Genomic DNA, 19,713 nt, shown 5'->3' on the forward strand with positions numbered 1-19,713 from the left:
ATTCTCCTGCGGCTCAATCATGCGGCGTCGAGGCGCTAATCAGGGCTTCACGTGTCGCCGCGCTGCGCGGTAAATCGGCGGTAATGCGGCCATCCGCCATCACCAGAATGCGATCGGCCAGTGCCATCACCTCGTCCAGTTCGGAAGAGGAGAACATCACCGCCAGACCCTGCTGTGCGAGGTTGCCAATCAGGTGGTAAACATCGGTTTTCGCCCCGACATCAATGCCGCGCGTTGGCTCGTCCAGCAACACCACCTGCGGGCCGGTCATCAATGCCTTACCCAACACCACTTTCTGCTGGTTGCCGCCGCTTAAGGAGGTGATTGGCAGTTCTGGGTCGCTGACCTTGATGGCGAGGTGGCCAATCATTTCATCCACCCGCGATTGCTCTTTTTGTGGGTTGAGCAGCCGCAAGGCGCGACGAAAACCGCGCAGGCTGAGGTCGCTCAAGGTCATGTTGGCGGTGATGGACATCAGCTGCACCACGCCTTCGGTCTGTCGATCTTCGGGAACTAAAGCGATGCCTTTTTTCAGCCGCTGCTGGAAGTTACTTTTATCCAGCGTGGCGCCATTGAGGCTGACGCTGCCGGACTGGCAATGCATCATGCCAATCAGCCCTTTAAACAGCTCAGTGCGTCCCGCCCCCAACAAGCCATAAATCCCGATCACCTCCCCTTTGCGCAGTGAAAACGACACATCATTCAGCTTGTAGCCGCCGTTCTGATGCAGCGCGGTCAGGCCGTTGACGTTCAATACGGTTTCACCCTGCGGGGCCGGTTGGTAATCGAAGTGTTTTTTCTTGTCGCCCACCATCTGTTCGATGATCCAGGGCACCGAGGCGTCACGCACGTCGCGCTCGCTGATAAAGCGTCCGTCACGAAAAATGGTGATGTGGTCACCAATCTCCATCAACTCTTCCAGCCGATGGGAAATGTAGATGATGGTGACACCGCGGCGTTTGAGCTGGTCAATGACGTTGAACAACACTTTCACTTCAGACTGGCTCAGTGCGCTGGTGGGTTCATCCATGATCAGCACGCGCGTGTCCTTCGACAGCGCCCGCGCGATCTCCACCAGTTGCTGATGACCGATGCCCAGTTCCCCTAAAGGCGCATAAGGATCGACATCCAGCTCCAGTCGCTCCAACAGGGATTTCGCCAGTGCGTACTGATACTTCTCGTTGATCACGCCACGCTGGAAAAACTCATTGGCAATAAAGATGTTGTCCATCACGTTCATGTTGGGGAACAGGTTCAGCTCCTGGAAAATAATGCTGATACCGTGTTTTTCCGCCTGATGCGTCGAGTTCAGCGTGACCACTTCGCCATCCAACAGGATGTCGCCCGAGGAAGGCGTTTCGACCCCCGCCAGCATCTTCATCATGGTGGATTTGCCCGCACCGTTCTCACCGATCAGCACATTCACTTTGTTGCGATAGACGCGGTAATTCACCTGATCGAGTGCCGTCACGCCGGGATAAATGCGTGACACATTGCGGGTCTCGATAATCACGTCCGATTGAGGATTCTGCATGCCCGCTCCTTACTGCCGGGTGATGGCAGCGGGCGTCACATTCGGCACCTGCTGTGGGATATCAAAACTACTAAACACACCAGATATCTGAACTTTATCGCCCACCTTCGGCTTGAAGTTATTCATCATGGTGGCCGCTTGTTGGTTTATCGCGCGGCTGTAATCACCGAACAGCACCTGATCGTTGAAATCCTGATAGCTCGCCCCTTTATAGGCATCACGCAGAACCGTGCCTGGGAAAATCGGGCCGATTTGTACCATCACATCGTCACCGGAGACATCCTTCACGGTCATGCGGCCGTTACGTGACGTGGTGTTAACTGCCGTCACTTCGCCACTCACCTTGACACTGAATACGCAGGGGTTCTCTTCCTGCGAACGGTAGCCATAGGTTTTACAGGCGCTGTCAAAATCGTTGGTCGATTTCAAGGCATTCAGCAGCTCAGCGACCGGTTTCGCATCATGCTCGACCTGCGGTACCAGTTTTTGCTGCCAGGTCTGTGCAATGTTGGCCATCTTAGGATTCGGGGGATTTTTCAGGTCGGCCAGCTCCTGCTGCGACACAATGCGGCAACCGCTAAGGATCACGACAGGAAGCAGTAACCAGAGTCGTTTGTGCATCATTTACTCCTGGACGCCCGCAATGCGGGCGTACCGATGATTAATTACGACTTGTAGTTAAAGTCCTGTACGCCTTTGGCATTGTCTGGGGTAATCAAGATGCCGCGGAACATCACGCGCTGTTTCTCTGGCTTGACGCCTTTCTGGATAAAGTTGTCGAGGTCCGTCACTCCCTGCGCGGCAATGGCTTGCGCCTGTAACATCACAGTGGCTTTCAGATCGCCTTTTTCCACCGCATCACGCTCATCATTACTGCCATCAATGCCCACTACCGTCACATCGGTGCGGCCTGCAGCTTTCAGCGCGGCAATCGCACCTAATGCCACCGGACCGTTGCCGCAAATCACCCCTTTCACATCGGGATGCGCCTGCAGGATGCTGTCCATGATGCGCTTGCCATCAATCAGGGTGCCTTTAGCATCCTGACGCGCCACGCTTTTCATGTCGGGGTACTGGTCCAGCACCTGGTGGAAGGATTTAGAACGCGTCACGCAGTTGTTGTCAGCAAGGTTACAGGTCAACTCGGCATAGCTGCCCTTCTCGCCCATTTTCTCAACAAATACGTTGGCGACATCGGAACCGGCCTGGAAGTTATTGTGCGTGATTTGTACCAGCGCCACGTCATCCACCGGGATTTCACGGTTGATCAGCACCACCGGAATACCGGCATCTTTCGCTTTTTTGATGGCGGCTACGCTGGCGGTTGAGTCAGCGTTATCCAGTACGATCCCCTGCACTTTTTTACCGATAGCGGCATCGATCAACTCACTTTGTTTTTTCACATCTTCGCCGTGCGACAACACGCTGGTTTTATAGCCAAGCTCTTGTGCTTTGAGGTTGGCACCTTTGGCTTCGGAGGCGTAATAAGGGTTATCAAGGGAGTTAACCAGAATCATGATCGTGCCTTTATCGGCAGCGAAACTGGCTTGAGCAAACAGGCAACTGGCAATGGCGGTGAACAGCAGCGTACGTTTTTTCATCTTCGTGTTCTCTCATTGTTTTGTCGTTATGGTAGGGGTGAGGCCTTACTGGTGCTGGCGCGGTGTTACCAGATGGTGAAACCGCCATCGATCATTAAATCTGCGCCGGTGATCATGTCGCTGCCGTTGCTGGCGAAAAACAGTACGGCGGCGGCGATTTCATCGGTGTAAGCAAAGCGGCCTAAAGGGATCAGTTTTTTCATCTGCTCGCCCTTCTCACCGCGCCAGGCTTTTTCCCCCATCGGCGTCAGTACCACGGTGGGTGACAGGGTGTTGACGTTGATGCGATGCGGCGCGAACTCTTTCGCCATCACTTTGGTCATGCCGAGCAGGCCGGCTTTTGCGGAGGTGTAAGCCACGTGATTATCAATAGCGATAGACGCAGCCTGAGAGGCGATATTGATGATTTTGCCGCCCTTACCGGCGCGTACCATGCGCTTGCCCGCCGCCTGTGAACAGAGGAAAGGGCCGGTGAGGTTAACGGCTATCTGCTTTTGCCATTCGGCAACGTCGGTTTCCAGTACCGGCTGCAACATCACATATCCGGCGCAGTTCACCAGAATATCGATGTGGCCGTAGTGCTGTTCAACCTGTTCAAAGGCCGCCTCGACAGACGCAGCGTCAGTCACATCACAGCACACCAGCAGCACGCTATCGGCGGAGAACTGATCTTGCACTGCCGCCACTTTGTCACTTTCGAAAGGCGGGTATAGCAGTGCCAGCCTTGCCCCTTTCTCCAGCAACATGGCGTTACTCGCCATGGCAATCCCACCCAGCCCGCCAGTGACCACCGCCACTTTGCCGGTTAAATCCAGGTCGGTGTTTACGCCGTAGCGCAGGTTGACATCGTATTCCCCACTCATCCTCTCTCTCCTGTGCGTGCCCGGCAGCTCTGATAATGTCTGGCCGTGTGAGTACATGGCTTTATTGATTTTCGAACAAAAATATAAACTATCGTTTCGCAATGGTTTGTGGAGGAGATCAAATTTCATACAAATGATATGAATTAATTTTACATCACTGTTTTTATTGAAAATAATAAATAACTGTCATTTTTGATATAGAAATATCGGCTGCAGCGGCAATGAGAAATCAATCGCATGGCTTTATCTTATTTTCATTCGAAAATGTACATTTGTGCAGGTTGCCTCGCAAATCCTCAAGACGCAGAGTAAAATCATCACGGGTTTTCTTATGGGCAAAACCAGACCGTGATTGGAAAGAGGGAGCATTTCGATTGAAAAGCAAAACTGAGCAGCTGGCTGATATGCAACAGCGCCGTGAGAAGATCCTGGAGATGATCCGTGAAGACGGCACCGTCACGGTAAAAGCCTTGACCGATACCTTTGGCCTGACCGAAGCCACTATCCGTACTGATTTACGCATGCTGCAAAAGGCTGGACACGTCCAGCGCTATCACGGTGGTGCCACCCTCATGACCGGTAAACAGAATACGGGTGCACTGCTACTGGAACGTCAGACGCATCTCGAAGAAAAAGAAGCCATTGGCCGCCTGGCGGCGCAGCATGTGGAAAATGGCGACACGGTGATTTTCGATTCCGGTACCACCACCACCGCGATTGCTGAGGCGATTGGGCATATCCGTCGTTTATCAGTGATCACCACGGCGGTGAATATCGCACTGAAGCTTGGTGGGGAGCCCGGCATAAACATCCTTTTGACGGGAGGCACCTTTAAGTTCCCGACGCTCTCCACCTCAGGGGAAAAAGCCGCCTCCTTCTTCGAGAACGTGCTGGCAGAGAAACTGTTTCTCGCCACCGCCTGCATCTCGCCACGCCTCGGCCTCAGCTTCCCGAGTGAAACCGATATCAAAGTCAAAATGGCGATGATCAACTCAGCCAGTACGGTTTACGTGGTGGCGGACTCCAGCAAAATCGATAAGGTGTCGATGTTTGCGCTGCCGTGCGAATGGAGCAAGATTCATTATTTGATCACGGACAGCGGGATTACCGCCGCTCAGATTGCCGCATTTGAGGCGTTGGGTGTGCAGGTATTGGTGGCAGGAGTTGAAGAGATGAAAAAGCGCGCCGTATTTTAACGGCGGCTGACGAAAATGGGCCGTGTTATGGCCTGTTGGGGCGGCCAGCTGACCGCCCGCCGCATCAGAACCCTAAGCTATCCAGCAGGTCATCGACCTGGTCCTGATTCGCCACCACACCGGGTGCGTTGGCGTGGATCTGCGGACCATTCAGCAGACTGCTGGCATCTTTACGCGCCGCTGCATTGGCTTCTGGCATATTCTCCAGCAGCACCATCAGCAGTTGACGTTCGATCTCCTGGATCACATCCATCATGCGCTTGATTACCTGACCGGTCAGGTCCTGGAAATCCTGCGCCATCATGATTTCCAACAATTGCTTGTTGGTATAAGACGTGTGCCCCGGTACGTCGGTCAAAAATTGACGCGTATCCGAAACCAACTCACGCGCATCAGTCAGTTCAATCGGATTTTCAAACCACGCATCCCAACGGCCTTTCAGCTGGTTGGCGCTGGATTCCATTTGGTCCTGGTGTGGCTGCGCGGCTTCTACGCAGTTCAGCGCGCGTTCTGCCGCTTGCGCCGTCATTTGCACCACGTAATCCAGACGGTCACGCGCGTCCGGAATGGCTTCCGCCGCTTCGGCAATCGCCTGGTCTAACCCCAATTCGCGCAGGCTGTCACGCAACATGCGCGTCAGCGAGCCGATACGGGTAATAATGTCGTGTGCCGAGGCTTCTTCGGTTGGTTTCGGAAGGTCGCTCATCACATCTCCTTACATACCCAGTTTTTCGAAAATTTTGCCCAATTTCTCTTCGAGTGTTGCCGCAGTAAATGGCTTCACGACGTATCCGCTGGCACCGGCTTGTGCGGCTGCGATGATGTTCTCTTTCTTGGCTTCTGCCGTCACCATCAGCACCGGCAGTTTGCTCAATGCGGCATCGGCACGAATCGTCTGCAGCAGTTCCAGACCATCCATGTTTGGCATATTCCAGTCAGAGACGACAAAATCAAAGCCGCCAGCACGCAGTTTGGTCAGTGCATCTACACCGTCCTCTGCTTCTTCAACGTTATTGAATCCCAGCTCTTTCAGCAGGTTACGGACGATACGACGCATCGTATTGAAATCATCCACCACCAAAAAGCGCATATTTTTATCAGCCATATCTACTCCTGTGTTGTCTTGTCCGGCAGGACCGGCTCGTTAAATTCGCAATGCCTGTCCGGCGCTAATTTTCGCCAGCATATGCTGGCTGATGTGTCCTAAATCGACGACTTCACTGGCACCGCCCATCGCAATTGCTTCGCGCGGCATACCAAATACGACGCAGCTGGCTTCGTCCTGCGCGATGGTCCAGGCACCCGCGCGATGCATTTCCAGCATCCCGGCGGCACCGTCATTCCCCATCCCGGTCAGAATCACGCCCACTGCATTTCGTCCTGCATGAACCGCAACCGAGCGAAACAGCACGTCAACTGACGGCTTGTGGCGGTTCACGGGCGGTCCATCATTAAGTTTCACCACGTAGTTTGCGCCACTACGGCCTAACTCCATGTGCATTGCACCGGGCGCAATATAGGCGTGACCGGGCAAAATACGCTCGCCATCTTCCGCCTCTTTTACGGTGATCTGGCACAGCTTGTTCAGACGCTCGGCAAAGGAACGCGTGAATCCCGGTGGCATATGTTGCGTGATCAGCAGTGCTGGGCTGGTGGCAGGCAGCGGTTGAAGCACATGGCGAATTGCCTCTGTGCCGCCGGTTGACGATCCGATGGCAATCAGTTTTTCACTACTCAGCAACGGACCGGCTTTCAGCGTCACCTGGGCTGGCGTAGCAGGCCGCGCATGCAATTTCGCCCGCGCCGCGGCACGAATTTTGTCAGCGATCATCTGGCTGTAGGCCAGCATGCCCTCACGAATGCCTAACTGCGGCTTGGTGACAAAATCCACCGCACCTAATTCCAGTGCGCGCAGGGTGACTTCCGAACCTTTTCCGGTCAGCGAAGAGACCATCACCACCGGCATCGGGCGCAGACGCATCAGCTTCTCAAGGAAGTCGAGGCCATCCATACGCGGCATTTCCACATCCAGCGTCAGCACCTGTGGGTTGTACTGTTTGATTAAATCCCGCGCCACCAGGGGGTCCGGTGCCGTCGCGACCATCTCCATATCGGCATGGCTATTGATGATCTCGGTCATCAACTGGCGCATTAACGCAGAGTCATCCACGCACATTACGGTGATTTTGCTCATCGTCTTTCCTTGGTCAATCCATAGACTGTCTGTCCACGCAGCCAGAACTCTTTACTGATCTGGCTGAAGTTCTCTGAATGGCCGGCAAACAACAAGCCGCCCGGCTTCAGCAGGGGAACGAAACGGCGCAAGATTTTCTCCTGCGTCTCTTTATCGAAATAGATCATCACGTTACGACAGAATATTGCGTCGAACGGAGCCGGCAACGCCCAGTCGTTAGCCAATAGGTTCAACTGCGAGTAATTCACCATGCCAGCCAGCTCAGAGCGCACACGCACCATGCCTTCATGTGGCCCGGTGCCGCGCAGGAAAAAGCGCTGCAGCTGTGATTGCGACAAGGTGCGCAGCTCTTCCTGGCGATAGACACCCGCCACGGCCTTTTCCAATACTTGCGTATCGATGTCGCTGGCGTGCACCTGGAATTTACCCGGTCCGGTGCCTAGCGTTTCCGCCAGCGTCATGGCGATGGAGTACGGCTCTTCGCCGGTTGAGGCGGCGGTACTCCACACGCTGTAACTGCCACTGCGCTTACGCGCATGATCCGCGAGGATCGGGAAATGGTGCGCCTCGCGGAAAAATGAGGTCAGGTTGGTGGTCAGCGCGTTGATAAACGCCTGCCACTCAGCACTGTTCTGGTCTTGCTCCAGCAACGCCAGATAACGACCAAAATCATCAATATTCAGCATGCGCAAACGGCGCACTAAGCGGTTGTAAACCATCTCCCGCTTATGATCGGCCAGCACAATACCTGCGCGCTGATAGATCAGCTGGCTGATACGACGAAAATGAGTATCTGAGAGCGGCAGGCGCTGCACCATTTGCGAGAGCAGCGTTGTCGCTTCACTTTGATCCAATAACGTCGATTTCTTCATGTCAGGTCACCCGGCAACAAACTGATTAAATTGTGATACTGCGGTTACTGCTGTGCTGCCAGTTGGGCCGCCTTGCGGCGGCCACTCGGATTAAAAGGTTTCCCAGTTTTCGTCCGCGTTACGTGTACCTGCCGGTTGCGCCAGCGCTTTTGGCGCGGCTGAACGCAAAATTTTTGGCGCTGTAGTTACGTTAACGGCCTGAGCGACAAATTCTTTACCAATATTGAACACGGCAACCGACTGTTTCAGTCGGCTGGCCTGATCTTCCAGTGCCGCCGCTGCCGTCGCGGACTCTTCCACCAGCGCGGCGTTCTGCTGAGTAACCCGATCCATTTCGTTCACCGCTAAGCCAACCTGGTCGATCCCGCGGCTCTGCTCATCAGACGCAGAGGCGATTTCACCCATGATGTCGGTCACACGCGTGACGGCATTAACGATGTTGGTCATGGTTTCGCCGGCGCTTTCTACCAGCACCGAACCGGTGTTCACGCGGCTCACCGAATCCTCAATCAGACCTTTGATCTCTTTTGCTGCCTGGGCGCTGCGTTGTGCCAGGCTGCGCACTTCGCCCGCGACCACCGCAAAACCACGGCCCTGTTCACCGGCACGCGCGGCTTCAACCGCGGCGTTCAGCGCCAGGATATTGGTCTGGAAGGCGATGCCATCAATGACGCTGATAATGTCGGCAATTTTCTTCGAGCTACCGGTGATCTCTTTCATGGTGGTGACCACGCCATCGACCACTTTGCCGCCGTGCTGCGCCGTTTCTGAGGCGGTCAGCGCCAGCTGTGAAGCCTGACGGGCGTTTTCGGCGTTCTGTTTCACCGTGGCGGTTAACTGCTCCATACTGGCGGCAGTCTCTTCAAGCGAAGCTGCCTGCTGCTCGGTGCGAGAGGAGAGATCGTTGTTGCCCATGGCGATTTCACTGGCGCCGGTATAGATGGCGTCTGAACCATCACGCACGGTACGCACGGTGTTAGACAGCTCCTGCTGCATATGCTGGAGCGAGCTGAGCAATTCGCCCATCTCGTTACGCATGCTGACATCAATCTGCTGCGTGAGATCACCACGCGCGATATGGCGGATATGCTCAATACTCTGTTTCAGAGGACGGATCAGCACGTTACGCATGCCATTCCACACCAGCAGAATCACCAGGAAGGTCACCAGCAACGTGCCGAGCACCAACATGATGGAGTGTTGATAAGCACTTTCGTTGGCATCGATACCCTGCTTGGCCAGTACGATGTTGTGGGCCAGCCAGGCGTTGTAATCGGTTTCAAACTTATTCTGGAAACCCTGCGTCGGCTGGTCGACGAAACCTTTGAAATTTCCTGCACCCAAGAAATCAATCAGCTCAGCCAGTGCACCACGGAAGGCTTTATAGTTCGCCTGTAACGTCAGCACGTTTTCGGCAGACTTGCCTTTTTCAGACAAGTTGGCGTTGAACTCAGCAAACCCTTTGTCAGCGGTTTGTAACTCCTCATTGGCCAGTGCCACCAGTTCTTTCACGGTCGCGCCTGAGCCAGCCTGCTGGCTGTCCAGCAGATAGCGGATCCCTGCACGGTTCAGCGTGTTACGCGCCTGAACCAGTGATACCCAAGAGGTGCCCATTGCCCGTTGCAGCGTGCTGAGACGCTGGTTGTAAGCAAAATTCTCTTTATCGGCTTTCACCGTGGTAAAAAACATCCCTCCGGAAAACAGCTGCAGCAAGGCAAACAAGGCCAGCACACACAACAGCCCGGAAACGACTCGAATACGACTAAACATAAACACCTCATTGGTTGGCGGATCGCTCCTGTTATCGGCCTTCGCGGGGGGATCTTTACGGATGATGTGACGGGTTGGACCAGCGGGAATTAGGGAGGAATCGGGACAAATTGGCTTTAGGGGGTAGATAAGCGGGAGAGGGGTAGATTCCCCCCCTCCCTCAACGCTTAAAACGTTTCCCAGTGGCTGTCACTCACCGGTGCTGTCACTGCTTTACGCGGTGTTTTCACGGCTTGCGGCGCGATCTGCGGATGACGCACAACCGCCTCTGCCTGCGCAGCACGCGGCACGCGGAAGACCGCCACCGACTGGCTCAGGCGGCTGGCCTGCTCTTCCAGTGAAGCCGCAGCAGCAGCGGACTCTTCCACCAACGAAGCGTTCTGTTGTGTCACGCGGTCCATCTCAGTGACGGCCTGACCGACCTGATCGATTCCCCGGCTCTGTTCATCAGAGGCTGAAGCAATCTCGCCCATGATATCGGTGACGCGAGTGACCGCCCCGACGATATCGTTCATGGTTTCACCGGCGGTGCCCACCAGCTGTGAACCGCTATTGACGCGGTTGACCGAATCTTCAATCAATCCTTTGATCTCTTTGGCGGCCTGGGCACTGCGCTGTGCCAGATTACGCACTTCACCCGCCACCACGGCAAATCCACGCCCCTGTTCACCCGCACGTGCGGCTTCAACCGCGGCGTTGAGCGCCAGGATGTTAGTCTGGAAGGCAATACCGTCGATCACGCTGATAATATCGGCGATTTTTTTCGAACTGCCTGCAATGTCATGCATGGTACGCACCACGCCATCGACCACTTCTCCGCCTTTACGTGCCGTATCGGAAGCGCTCAGTGCCAACTGCGATGCCTGACGGGCATTCTCCGCATTTTGTTTCACGGTAGCGGTCAACTGCTCCATGCTGGCTGCCGTCTGCTCCAGCGAGGCCGCTTGCTCTTCGGTACGCGCAGAGAGGTCGTTATTACCCGCTGAGATTTCACTCGCCCCGGTAAAGATGGCATCGGAACCGTCACGCACGTTGCTGACGGTTCGTACCAGCGACTGCTGCATCTCATGCAGGCTGGCCGCCAGCTGGCTCATCTCATTGCGCCCTTCCACTGTGATGTTCTGCGTCAGATCGCCAGAAGCGATATGGCGAATATGCCCCAGCAGCTGATGCAGCGGTTGGATCAGCACGCTACGCAAGCCAAACCAGCAGCCGACAATGACAAACACCACCACCAGTGCAACAAACGCCAGCAGCCACATCATGGTGTGGAAGGCACGCTGGTTCTGCGCCACGCCTTCCGCCGCCAGAGCGCTCTGTGCGGTGCGCCACTCGGCATAAGTCGCTTTCATCTTCACCTGTTTGGCTTCGATATTCTGATCAAACATACCCTGCAGGTCGTTGGCTTTTAGACGTTCCAGCATCGCTTTTAAGCCATCGTTAAACGCCGCGTAGTCCGCTTCCAGCCGGTCGCGCAACGCATCCGGTAAACCTGGCGTGCCCGGCAGATCGTAATACCGCTGATAGTGTCCTGCGGCGACATCGAGCTGCTTTTCCGTCTGCGCAATCAGCGCCTGGAGTTGGCCACCGTTGGACTGTGCCGCCATAGTGCCCTGCATGCGCAGCATGGCGCGGTTCAATACGGTACGGGTCTGGTTGAGCTCAATCCAGGCATCGGACATCGCGCCAACGTTATTGGTGGAGGTCTGCGCGACGGCAAACGCCTCTTTATCTTTCTGTAAAGCAGACCAGAACAGCCCGCCCGACAGTAACTGCAAAGCGCCAAACACCAGCAAGACGGTGATAAGGCTGGTGACGACATTAATTCGTTTTAACATGGGTTCTCCAAAGGATGATGCGTTTCGGCTTCCGCTGTTATCGACCGCAGTTGTTAAAATTTGAGGGGCTTTAACGGGTTTTACGAAATATAATTCTGCCAATAAGTTTCTTTACAGAGTTTTATAACTAAAGAAATTGTCATTAAAAAAAATGCGCCTTTACCGCGGGAGCGATAAAGGCGCATCGTTGTTATCCATTCTCAGCCCGGCTGTAACTTGCTGTCTGGAGGGTACGGCACTTGTGCCGTCCGCCCGCTCCCGCAATTGGTTAGAAGGTTTCCCAGTTGCTGTCACTCACAGGTGCAGTCACGGCCTTACGCGGCGCACTCAACACCGGTGGCGCGATCTGTGGATGACGAACCACTGCGCTGGCCACTGCAGGCTGTGCTGCACGCGCAACCTTGAATACCGCTACAGACTGGCTCAGGCGGCTGGCCTGCTCTTCCAGTGAGGCGGCAGCAGCGGCAGACTCTTCCACCAACGAAGCATTCTGCTGTGTTACGCGATCCATCTCGGTGACCGCCTGACCGACCTGATCAATACCGCGACTCTGCTCATCCGATGCAGAAGCGATCTCGCCCATAATGTCGGTCACACGCGTCACCGCACTGACGATTTCACTCATGGTGTCACCCGCGGTGCCCACCAGCTCAGAGCCGCTGTTGACACGACTCACCGAGTCCTCAATCAGGCTCTTAATCTCTTTCGCGGCTTGTGCACTGCGCTGTGCCAGACTGCGCACTTCACCCGCGACCACGGCAAAACCACGCCCCTGCTCACCGGCACGGGCCGCTTCAACCGCCGCATTCAGCGCCAGAATATTGGTCTGGAAAGCGATGCCATCAATCACGCTGATGATATCGGCAATCTTCTTCGAGCTACCGGCGATATCGCTCATGGTGCGTACCACACCAGCGACAACATTGCCGCCCTTCTGTGCCGTTTCGGACGCGCTGAGTGCCAGCTGCGATGCCTGTCGGGCATTTTCGGCGTTCTGTTTCACCGTTGCGGTGAGCTGCTCCATGCTGGCAGCGGTCTGCTCCAGCGATGCCGCCTGCTCTTCGGTACGTGCTGAGAGGTCATTGTTACCCGCTGAGATTTCACTGGCACCGGTGAAGATGGCGTCAGAACCATCACGCACGTTACTGACGGTGCGCACCAGCGACTGCTGCATATCGTGCAGACTGGTGGCTAACTGCGTCATCTCATTGCGACCTTCTATCGCAATAGTCTGCGTCAGATCGCCCTGCGCAATATGTTGGATATGCTGAATGTTGTCATTGAGCGGTTTAATCAGCACCTTGCGTAAACCTACCCAGCACAGTGCAATCACAGCAATCACCACTACCATCACGGCACCCAACAACCACATCATATGCTCGTAAGCTGACACGTTGGCTTGCACACCGGCTTCGGTCAGACGATCCTGATCGGCACGCCACTGGCTGTAATCTTTCAGGAAGGCACTCTGGCTTGGTGCTACCGGCACTTTACCCGCCAGCACCAGATCTTTCGCCAGCAGCGCGTCCTGCATCTGGCTCAGTGCACTGGCATAAGCGGTGTAAGTCTGGTCCAGATGCTGATTCAGCTCGACATTCTGTCCCGGTGTATCCGGAATCGTTTTGAACTCTTGATAGTGATGTGCTGCACTTTTCTGAAACGCCTTGCTGTCGTCATACAGGCCAGCAATATCCGGCTCAGAACCGTTCAGTTTGCTGGTGGCCATACGCAACTGAATGCGGGTTAGCACCACACGGCTCTGGTTGAGACTCATGTAGGCATCGTTGATGGCAGCCGTATTTTTACTCGCCAGCTGTGAAACGTTGAAACTGTTTTTGTCATCACTCAGTGCTTTGAAAAACAGCGAGCCGGATGCCAGTTGCAGAAAACCAAACACTAATAGCACCAGCAATAAACTGGTGACAACACGGATTCTTGTAAACATAGTTTGCCCTGGAAAAAGAAGAAAAATGACGCAGTACAGTTATCGACCCATGGCGAGGAATATTGAGAGTAAATGCGGGGGCTTTTGGATTTTTTTTGTTGAATTACAAGTAATTAATTTAGGTTGGTGATGATAACGGGCCACAGAGATGCGGCCCGTTTGGGGCATTACGCGCTACGCAGTGTATCCACCAGCGCCATCTCTTCGCTGCTCAGCAGCTTTTCAATGTCGACCAGAATCAGCATACGCTCACCCAGCGCACCCAGACCGGTCAGGTATTCAGTGGACATGGTCACCGCGAATTCCGGTGCCGGGCGAATCTGATCCTGCGTCAGAGACAGCACGTCAGACACGCCATCCACCACGATACCGACCACACGGTGTTCGAGATTCAGGACGATCACCACGGTGTTTTCGTTGTATTCCACATCCTGCTGCGCAAACTTCACGCGCAGATCGATGATAGGCACGATCACGCCACGAAGGTTGGTCACGCCTTTGATGAATTCCGGTGTGTTGGCGATGCGCGTTACCTGATCGTAACCACGAATCTCCTGCACTTTCAGAATATCGATGCCGTACTCTTCGTCACCCAGAGTGAAAACTAAGAATTCCTGGCCCACGGTTTCGCCAGCGATTTTGGTCACGGTTGCCATGTCAGTCATTTTTTTGCCCTTTAATTATCTATTACGCTGCGGCACCGGCCACACGCTTTTCACGGTTTAACGATTGCAGTGCAGAGACATCCACAATCAGCGCCACGCTGCCATCGCCGAGGATGGTGGCAGCAGAAATGCCCGGCACTTTGCGATAGTTGCTTTCCAGGTTCTTCACCACCACCTGATGCTGACCAATCAACTGATCGACCAGCAGTGCATAACGGCGGCCTGCGCTTTGCAGAATCACCACAATGCCTTGGGTGGCATCGGTTTTGGCGTTCTGCACTTCAAACACATTCCACAGCTCAACCAGCGGCAGATATTCACCACGCACTTCCAGCACGCGCTCGCCACCGGCCAGCGGTTTCAGTTCTTCTGCGGTAGGCTGCAGTGATTCCATCACGGCGTTCAGCGGCAGAATGAAGACCTCATCTGCTACGCGGACTGACATGCCGTCCAGAATCGCCAGCGTCAGCGGCAGCAGGATGCGGATGGTGGTGCCTTTGCCTTGCTTCGAGGAGATCTCGACGTGTCCGCCCATCTCCTGAATATTCCGCTTCACTACGTCCATACCCACGCCACGACCGGATACATCGGTGACCTGCTCAGCGGTAGAGAAGCCTGGCGCGAAGATCAGCATGCCGACTTCTTCATCGCTCATGTTCTCGCTAACCGGCAGGCCTGAAGACATGGCCTTGGCCAGAATGCGCTCGCGGTTCAATCCGGCACCGTCATCTATCACTTCGATGCAGATGTTGCCGCCTTGATGTTCCGCTGACAGCGTCAGGTTACCGACGCCCGTTTTGTTAGCAGCCAGACGTTTCTCTGGGGTTTCGATGCCGTGGTCAAGGCTGTTACGTACCAGGTGCGTTAACGGATCGATGATGCGTTCAATCAGGCTCTTATCCAGTTCGGTGGAGCTGCCGAGCAGCGTCAGTTCCACTTCTTTACCCAATTTGCTGGCCAGGTCACGCACCAGACGAGGGAAGCGACTGAAGACATACTCCATTGGCATCATACGAATCGACATCACGGACTCTTGCAGGTCACGGGCATTACGCTCCAACTGGCCCATGCTATTCAGCAGGTCGCCATGTGCCACCGGGTCCAGTGCGCCTGAGCGCTGCGCCAGCATCGATTGGGTAATAACCAATTCGCCGACCAGGTTGATCAACTGATCGACCTTCTCAACCGCAACACGGATGCTGCTGGATTCGCTAGCTTTTGCTGGTGCGGCCGCGCGTTTCGCTTCGCGTTTAGCGGGCGGCGTAATATCTGTCACGGTGGCGGTGTGTTCGGCCACTGGTACCACTTCCGCCTCGGCTGGCGCTTCTGCTACTGCGCCCTCAGGGAACTGAATCTGCGCTTCATCCAGTACAAAGCACAGCACCGCGACGATGTCATCTTTGCCCACGCCATCAACGGTGGCTTCCAGCGTGTTCGCGCCCTTCACTACGTTGCTGACGGTACCCAAGTTGCCAAGCTCTTCCAGCATCAACTCAGGCTCTTTCTCTTTCAAATCCACCAGTTTTAAGCGCAGACCGGCCGCTGCAACAGGGGCGGCGATTTCCACCACTTCGGCCACTTTCGGTGCTTCCGGCGCTATGCCTTTGGCTTCCAGCGCCAACTGACGCAGTGCTTCGCAGATGTATTTAAAGCTTTCTGCATTCGGTTCCTGCGCCGTTTTATAGGCATCGAGCTGTTCTTGCATAATATCTTTGGTTTCCAAAAACAGGTTGATGATGTCGGTGCTCAGCTGCATTTCGCCGCGGCGCGCACCATCCAGAATGTTTTCCAGGATGTGGGTGGTTTCCTGTAAAACCGTAAAGCCAAATGTACCGGCTCCGCCCTTGATGGAGTGGGCGGCGCGGAAGATGGCATTCAACTGCTCGGAATCGGGCTCCTGGGGATCCAATCCCAACAGGTGTTGCTCCATATCCGCTAACAGCTCATCGGCTTCATCAAAAAACGTCTGGTAAAAATCGCTGATGTCCATGCTCACGGGATCACCTCGGCTGTGAGGGTTGGTCTGGTGTCACCGCGCTCGCCGCTGGCTTATCCGCTGGAGCAGGTGTCACCACGTTGGTCGGCGCTGCCGGCTTCGCGGTTGAACCTGCCGGTGCAGTGGAGGCTGCCGGGCCGGTGGGTGCGGTAATGTCGGGAATAATTTGTGCCGGGTCAGTTACCTGCGCGGCATCGCTTTCAGAGTTCTCTTTTTCAATCGCAGCCTGGGTGTCGTGGTTCAACACCAGCAGGCTGATACGGCGGTTTACGGCGTCATTTGAACCACGGTTTTTCAGCTTCATGGTGTCGGCCATGCCAACGACACGCAGCATTTTTCCACCATCCAGACCGCCGATAACTAACTCACGCCGCGAAGCATTGGCACGATCGGCAGACAGTTCCCAGTTGCTATAGCCACGATCGCCATTAGCGTACTGGAAATCGTCGGTATGGCCCGCCAGGCTGATTTTGTTAGGGATATCGTTCAACACCGGTGCGATAGCACGCAAGATGTCACGCATATAAGGCTCCACCTCCGCACTACCGGTTTTAAACATCGGACGGTTTTGGCTATCGATAATCTGAATGCGTAGCCCCTCTTCCACCATATTGATGATTAAATGCGGGCGCAGTGCCTTCAGACGTGGGTCGGCTTCGATGAGTTGGTCTAATTTTTCGCGCAAGCGATTCAGACGAATCTCTTCCAGCTTCTTCTTCTGCGCATCCATATCGACCACTTTTTTCACTTCACCGTCTTTACGCGTTGGGTCGTCACCGCCACCCGGAATCGGGCTTTCACTGTCGCTGCTGCGCTGCCCGCCGGTTAATGCCACTTTCAGCGGCGTGCGGAAGTATTCAGCTATCTGGATCAACTCTTTTGGGCTGGAGATCGAGAGCAGCCACATCACCATAAAGAACGCCATCATCGCCGTCATAAAGTCGGCATAGGCAATCTTCCACGAACCGTGGCTGCCATGGTGACCTTTATGTTTGCGCTTTTTAACCAGCACAATGGGGCGATTGCCTGCCTTCATGAGTTCTGATCCGAAGTCTGTTTCGCTGGGTTTTTGGCGTTACGTACGTGCTCTTCCAGTTCTGAGAACGAAGGACGCTCAGCGGAGTACAGCGTTTTACGTCCAAATTCGACCGCAATTTGCGGGGCATAACCATTCAGACTGGAAAGCAGAGTCACTTTGACGCATTGCATCATCTTGGTGGTTTCAGCACACTTCTGACGGAGTACCGACGCCAGTGGAGAGATAAAGCCGTAAGCGAGCAAGATACCGAGAAACGTTCCCACCATGGCATGAGCCACCAGCGCACCTAATTCCGCAGCAGGACGATCAGCGGAAGCCAGCGCATGGACCACGCCCATAACGGCTGCGACGATGCCAAAAGCCGGTAATCCATCCCCCATGGCTGAGATACTTTGTGCCGGCACTTCACACTCGTGCTCATAGGTTTCAATCTCTTCGTCCATCAATGCTTCAATTTCAAAAGCATTCATATTCCCGCTGACCATTAATCGTAAATAATCGGTAATAAAATCCACCAACTGTTTATCGGCCAAAATACGCGGATAGTTAGCAAAAATTTCACTCTGGCTGGGATCTTCAATATCACGTTCTAATGACAACATGCCTTGCTGGCGTGATTTTGCCATCAGGCGATAAAGCAGAGCCATTAAATCCATGTATACAGATTTGTTATATTTCGAGCCGCGCATTAACAAAGGCAGCGCTTTTAACGTTTTTTTGATCGACTTGCCATTATTACCCACCAAAAAGGCACCAATACCGGCCCCACCGATAATGATCAGTTCAGCAGGCTGGTAAAGTGCGCCTAAATGGCCACCGACCATCATATAGCCGCCCAACACGGAGCCGACGACCACGATATAACCCAGAATAATCAGCACAAAAAATCCTTACGTCCGTAACGTGTTGGTAGAAGTTAAGCCAGAGAGCCGCAGGTGTTATTCGGTGATCGTGGGCAAAAAAAAAGCAGCGGGATTAACCGCTGCTGGATGTTTTCCACGATGCGAACAAATTTAAACGGCGCGTTTAACCTGTTCATCCAGCAGTTGTGGAAAGGTATCGGCAGAATCTGCAGAAAGTTTACGTCTTTTTACGGCACGTGATGGCGGCTGGCACAGGCTGCAGACAAAGCTGCCCACTGGCTGATGAGCGTGGTTAATAAAGCTTCCACCACAGCATTTGCAGTCAGAAAGTTCCAGCATGCCGCTTTCAACGAATCGCACCAGGGTCCATGCGCGCGTTAGCGCCAACAGCGGGCCCTCGTCCGATTGCGGACATTGCTCAAGATACAGGCGATACGCCTTGATAACGGCTTCAACACCATTGCTCAGCCCGGTTTTCAACAGAAACTGCCAGGCATTACAGAACATGGATGCATGAATATTTTGTTCCCAGGTCATGAACCAGTCGGTAGAGAATGGCAGCATACCCTTCGGTGGTGGCGCACCACGCAGCTCTTTGTACAGTTTAATCAGGCGACCACGGCTTAGCTGGGTTTCACTTTCCAGCATCTGCAGTCTCGCGCCCAATGTAATCAGCTCCATCGCCAGCTGAATATCGCGCGCTTCCTGAACAATACTTTTTTCGGTCATTACACCGCCCTCTTCTTCGCAGAAGCATCATCCTTCGACGTGCTTCGCAGTAAACGGCTGGATAATAAAATACCGGTGTGGATTTGCTGCAAGTCATCCACGCGTGATTCTTGCGTCAAACGATTAATATGATTGTGGTCAGTAAAGCGGAACTGGCAAACCAATTGATTAGTTTCTGCTAACTTCACCATTTCCGGCAAAGTTAATTGCGACAATGCATCTGCCATCGACTCGTCGATGCCTAAACGAAACATTGCTGAAGCTTTTTCCTGGTTAATTAAACGCTGAGCAAGAAGCAAATATGACAAATTGATGTCATATATATGTTTTAGTAATTCTGATGTACCCATTTTTTTCCATCCTGATAGACGCGACACATATACGGCCACAGAATTAAAGTTTCTATGGTTCGGGTTGCTGGTTGGTAAATCTAAAGATGGCAAAAAATAATCAGGCAAAGCCAACGTGTACTGAACTGTTTCACTTCCCGCCGGGACACTGATCAGTAGTAGTCAAAACTCCAGGCCATTCTTTTCTTGAGTTGTAACCATCTTCCGTGACGTCTGCTTACAGTTTTTTAAGACTAATCCGAAAACAACGCAAATCTA

General features: G+C 54.1%; 18 protein-coding genes. 1 reads left to right on the plus strand and 17 read right to left on the minus strand.

Going from position 1 to position 19,713, the window contains the following annotated elements; genetic code table 11:
- Positions 1–13: 13 nt before the first annotated feature.
- The 4 genes from ACPUC8_RS19840 to ACPUC8_RS19855 all read right to left on the minus strand — a co-directional run bounded on the left by ACPUC8_RS19840 (position 14) and on the right by ACPUC8_RS19855 (position 3,998).
- Positions 14–1,534, minus strand: a complete 1,521-nt coding sequence (locus tag ACPUC8_RS19840) for a sugar ABC transporter ATP-binding protein (RefSeq protein WP_058972356.1) — start codon at positions 1,532–1,534, stop codon at positions 14–16.
- Between the two features lie 9 nt (positions 1,535–1,543).
- The gene (locus tag ACPUC8_RS19845; protein WP_494927137.1) at positions 1,544–2,155 is read right to left on the minus strand and encodes a DUF2291 family protein; all 612 of its coding nucleotides are present in this window, start codon (positions 2,153–2,155) and stop codon (positions 1,544–1,546) included.
- Positions 2,156–2,199: 44 nt separating this feature from the next.
- Positions 2,200–3,135 (minus strand): D-ribose ABC transporter substrate-binding protein, encoded by a 936-nt coding sequence (locus tag ACPUC8_RS19850; protein ID WP_039337540.1) that lies wholly within the window; start codon positions 3,133–3,135, stop codon positions 2,200–2,202.
- A 65-nt stretch (positions 3,136–3,200) separates the two neighbouring features.
- Positions 3,201–3,998: a GolD/DthD family dehydrogenase gene (locus ACPUC8_RS19855; RefSeq protein WP_059109797.1), complete on the minus strand. Its 798-nt coding sequence runs from the start codon at positions 3,996–3,998 to the stop codon at positions 3,201–3,203.
- Between the two features lie 374 nt (positions 3,999–4,372).
- Between ACPUC8_RS19855 and ACPUC8_RS19860 the strand changes: the two genes are divergently transcribed.
- The gene (locus ACPUC8_RS19860; protein WP_494927138.1) at positions 4,373–5,194 is read left to right on the plus strand and encodes a DeoR/GlpR family DNA-binding transcription regulator; all 822 of its coding nucleotides are present in this window, start codon (positions 4,373–4,375) and stop codon (positions 5,192–5,194) included.
- A gap of 64 nt (positions 5,195–5,258) precedes the next feature.
- Here ACPUC8_RS19860 and cheZ read toward each other — a convergent pair whose 3' ends face one another.
- From cheZ to flhD, 13 genes are all read right to left on the minus strand, one after another.
- The gene (gene cheZ, locus ACPUC8_RS19865) at positions 5,259–5,900 is read right to left on the minus strand and encodes a protein phosphatase CheZ (RefSeq protein ID WP_039337377.1); all 642 of its coding nucleotides are present in this window, start codon (positions 5,898–5,900) and stop codon (positions 5,259–5,261) included.
- A 9-nt stretch (positions 5,901–5,909) separates the two neighbouring features.
- Positions 5,910–6,299, minus strand: a complete 390-nt coding sequence (gene cheY, locus ACPUC8_RS19870) for a chemotaxis response regulator CheY (RefSeq protein WP_007892562.1) — start codon at positions 6,297–6,299, stop codon at positions 5,910–5,912.
- 39 nt (positions 6,300–6,338) lie between these two features.
- Positions 6,339–7,388, minus strand: coding sequence for a protein-glutamate methylesterase/protein-glutamine glutaminase (locus tag ACPUC8_RS19875; protein ID WP_058972361.1), 1,050 nt, complete (start codon positions 7,386–7,388; stop codon positions 6,339–6,341).
- Positions 7,385–8,260, minus strand: a complete 876-nt coding sequence (gene cheR, locus ACPUC8_RS19880; RefSeq protein WP_494927139.1) for a protein-glutamate O-methyltransferase CheR — start codon at positions 8,258–8,260, stop codon at positions 7,385–7,387. Before cheR ends, ACPUC8_RS19875 begins: the two co-directional genes overlap by 4 nt.
- 90 nt (positions 8,261–8,350) lie before the next feature.
- On the minus strand, positions 8,351–10,030 hold the full coding sequence (locus ACPUC8_RS19885; RefSeq protein ID WP_494927140.1) for a methyl-accepting chemotaxis protein: 1,680 nt from the start codon (positions 10,028–10,030) through the stop codon (positions 8,351–8,353).
- Positions 10,031–10,197: 167 nt separating this feature from the next.
- On the minus strand, positions 10,198–11,868 hold the full coding sequence (locus ACPUC8_RS19890; RefSeq protein ID WP_494927141.1) for a methyl-accepting chemotaxis protein: 1,671 nt from the start codon (positions 11,866–11,868) through the stop codon (positions 10,198–10,200).
- A 268-nt stretch (positions 11,869–12,136) separates the two neighbouring features.
- Positions 12,137–13,813 carry a methyl-accepting chemotaxis protein gene (locus ACPUC8_RS19895; RefSeq protein WP_494927142.1) on the minus strand — a complete coding sequence of 559 codons (1,677 nt, stop codon included), beginning with the start codon at positions 13,811–13,813 and terminating at the stop codon, positions 12,137–12,139.
- Between the two features lie 167 nt (positions 13,814–13,980).
- On the minus strand, positions 13,981–14,478 hold the full coding sequence (gene cheW / locus ACPUC8_RS19900; protein ID WP_039337364.1) for a chemotaxis protein CheW: 498 nt from the start codon (positions 14,476–14,478) through the stop codon (positions 13,981–13,983).
- Between the two features lie 22 nt (positions 14,479–14,500).
- The gene (gene cheA / locus ACPUC8_RS19905) at positions 14,501–16,468 is read right to left on the minus strand and encodes a chemotaxis protein CheA (RefSeq protein WP_494927172.1); all 1,968 of its coding nucleotides are present in this window, start codon (positions 16,466–16,468) and stop codon (positions 14,501–14,503) included.
- A 10-nt stretch (positions 16,469–16,478) separates the two neighbouring features.
- Entirely contained in the window at positions 16,479–17,510 is a 1,032-nt protein-coding gene (gene motB, locus ACPUC8_RS19910) for a flagellar motor protein MotB (protein WP_058972365.1), read from the minus strand.
- Positions 17,507–18,394: a flagellar motor stator protein MotA gene (gene motA / locus ACPUC8_RS19915; RefSeq protein ID WP_039333403.1), complete on the minus strand. Its 888-nt coding sequence runs from the start codon at positions 18,392–18,394 to the stop codon at positions 17,507–17,509. Before motA ends, motB begins: the two co-directional genes overlap by 4 nt.
- A gap of 132 nt (positions 18,395–18,526) precedes the next feature.
- Positions 18,527–19,105 (minus strand): flagellar transcriptional regulator FlhC, encoded by a 579-nt coding sequence (gene flhC / locus ACPUC8_RS19920; RefSeq protein ID WP_039333405.1) that lies wholly within the window; start codon positions 19,103–19,105, stop codon positions 18,527–18,529.
- Positions 19,105–19,455 carry a flagellar transcriptional regulator FlhD gene (flhD, locus tag ACPUC8_RS19925; RefSeq protein WP_494927143.1) on the minus strand — a complete coding sequence of 117 codons (351 nt, stop codon included), beginning with the start codon at positions 19,453–19,455 and terminating at the stop codon, positions 19,105–19,107. The genes flhC and flhD overlap by 1 nt, the downstream gene beginning before the upstream one ends.
- Positions 19,456–19,713 lie beyond the last annotated feature (258 nt).

The sequence above is a fragment of the Pantoea sp. CFCC18177 genome, assembly GCF_059412425.1.

Excerpts from the sequence above, each read along its gene's own strand:
- ACPUC8_RS19850 (WP_039337540.1), bottom strand. The coding sequence starts at position 3,135 with ATGAAAAAACGTACGCTGCTGTTCACCGCCATTGCCAGTTGCCTGTTT.
- cheY (WP_007892562.1), bottom strand. The coding sequence starts at position 6,299 with ATGGCTGATAAAAATATGCGCTTTTTGGTGGTGGATGATTTCAATACG.
- ACPUC8_RS19845 (WP_494927137.1), bottom strand. The coding sequence starts at position 2,155 with ATGCACAAACGACTCTGGTTACTGCTTCCTGTCGTGATCCTTAGCGGT.
- ACPUC8_RS19840 (WP_058972356.1), bottom strand. The coding sequence starts at position 1,534 with ATGCAGAATCCTCAATCGGACGTGATTATCGAGACCCGCAATGTGTCA.
- cheZ (WP_039337377.1), bottom strand. The coding sequence starts at position 5,900 with ATGAGCGACCTTCCGAAACCAACCGAAGAAGCCTCGGCACACGACATT.
- ACPUC8_RS19885 (WP_494927140.1), bottom strand. The coding sequence starts at position 10,030 with ATGTTTAGTCGTATTCGAGTCGTTTCCGGGCTGTTGTGTGTGCTGGCC.
- ACPUC8_RS19855 (WP_059109797.1), bottom strand. The coding sequence starts at position 3,998 with ATGAGTGGGGAATACGATGTCAACCTGCGCTACGGCGTAAACACCGAC.
- ACPUC8_RS19895 (WP_494927142.1), bottom strand. The coding sequence starts at position 13,813 with ATGTTTACAAGAATCCGTGTTGTCACCAGTTTATTGCTGGTGCTATTA.
- cheA (WP_494927172.1), bottom strand. The coding sequence starts at position 16,468 with ATGGACATCAGCGATTTTTACCAGACGTTTTTTGATGAAGCCGATGAG.
- flhD (WP_494927143.1), bottom strand. The coding sequence starts at position 19,455 with ATGGGTACATCAGAATTACTAAAACATATATATGACATCAATTTGTCA.
- cheW (WP_039337364.1), bottom strand. The coding sequence starts at position 14,478 with ATGACTGACATGGCAACCGTGACCAAAATCGCTGGCGAAACCGTGGGC.
- cheR (WP_494927139.1), bottom strand. The coding sequence starts at position 8,260 with ATGAAGAAATCGACGTTATTGGATCAAAGTGAAGCGACAACGCTGCTC.
- ACPUC8_RS19890 (WP_494927141.1), bottom strand. The coding sequence starts at position 11,868 with ATGTTAAAACGAATTAATGTCGTCACCAGCCTTATCACCGTCTTGCTG.
- ACPUC8_RS19875 (WP_058972361.1), bottom strand. The coding sequence starts at position 7,388 with ATGAGCAAAATCACCGTAATGTGCGTGGATGACTCTGCGTTAATGCGC.
- flhC (WP_039333405.1), bottom strand. The coding sequence starts at position 19,105 with ATGACCGAAAAAAGTATTGTTCAGGAAGCGCGCGATATTCAGCTGGCG.
- motB (WP_058972365.1), bottom strand. The coding sequence starts at position 17,510 with ATGAAGGCAGGCAATCGCCCCATTGTGCTGGTTAAAAAGCGCAAACAT.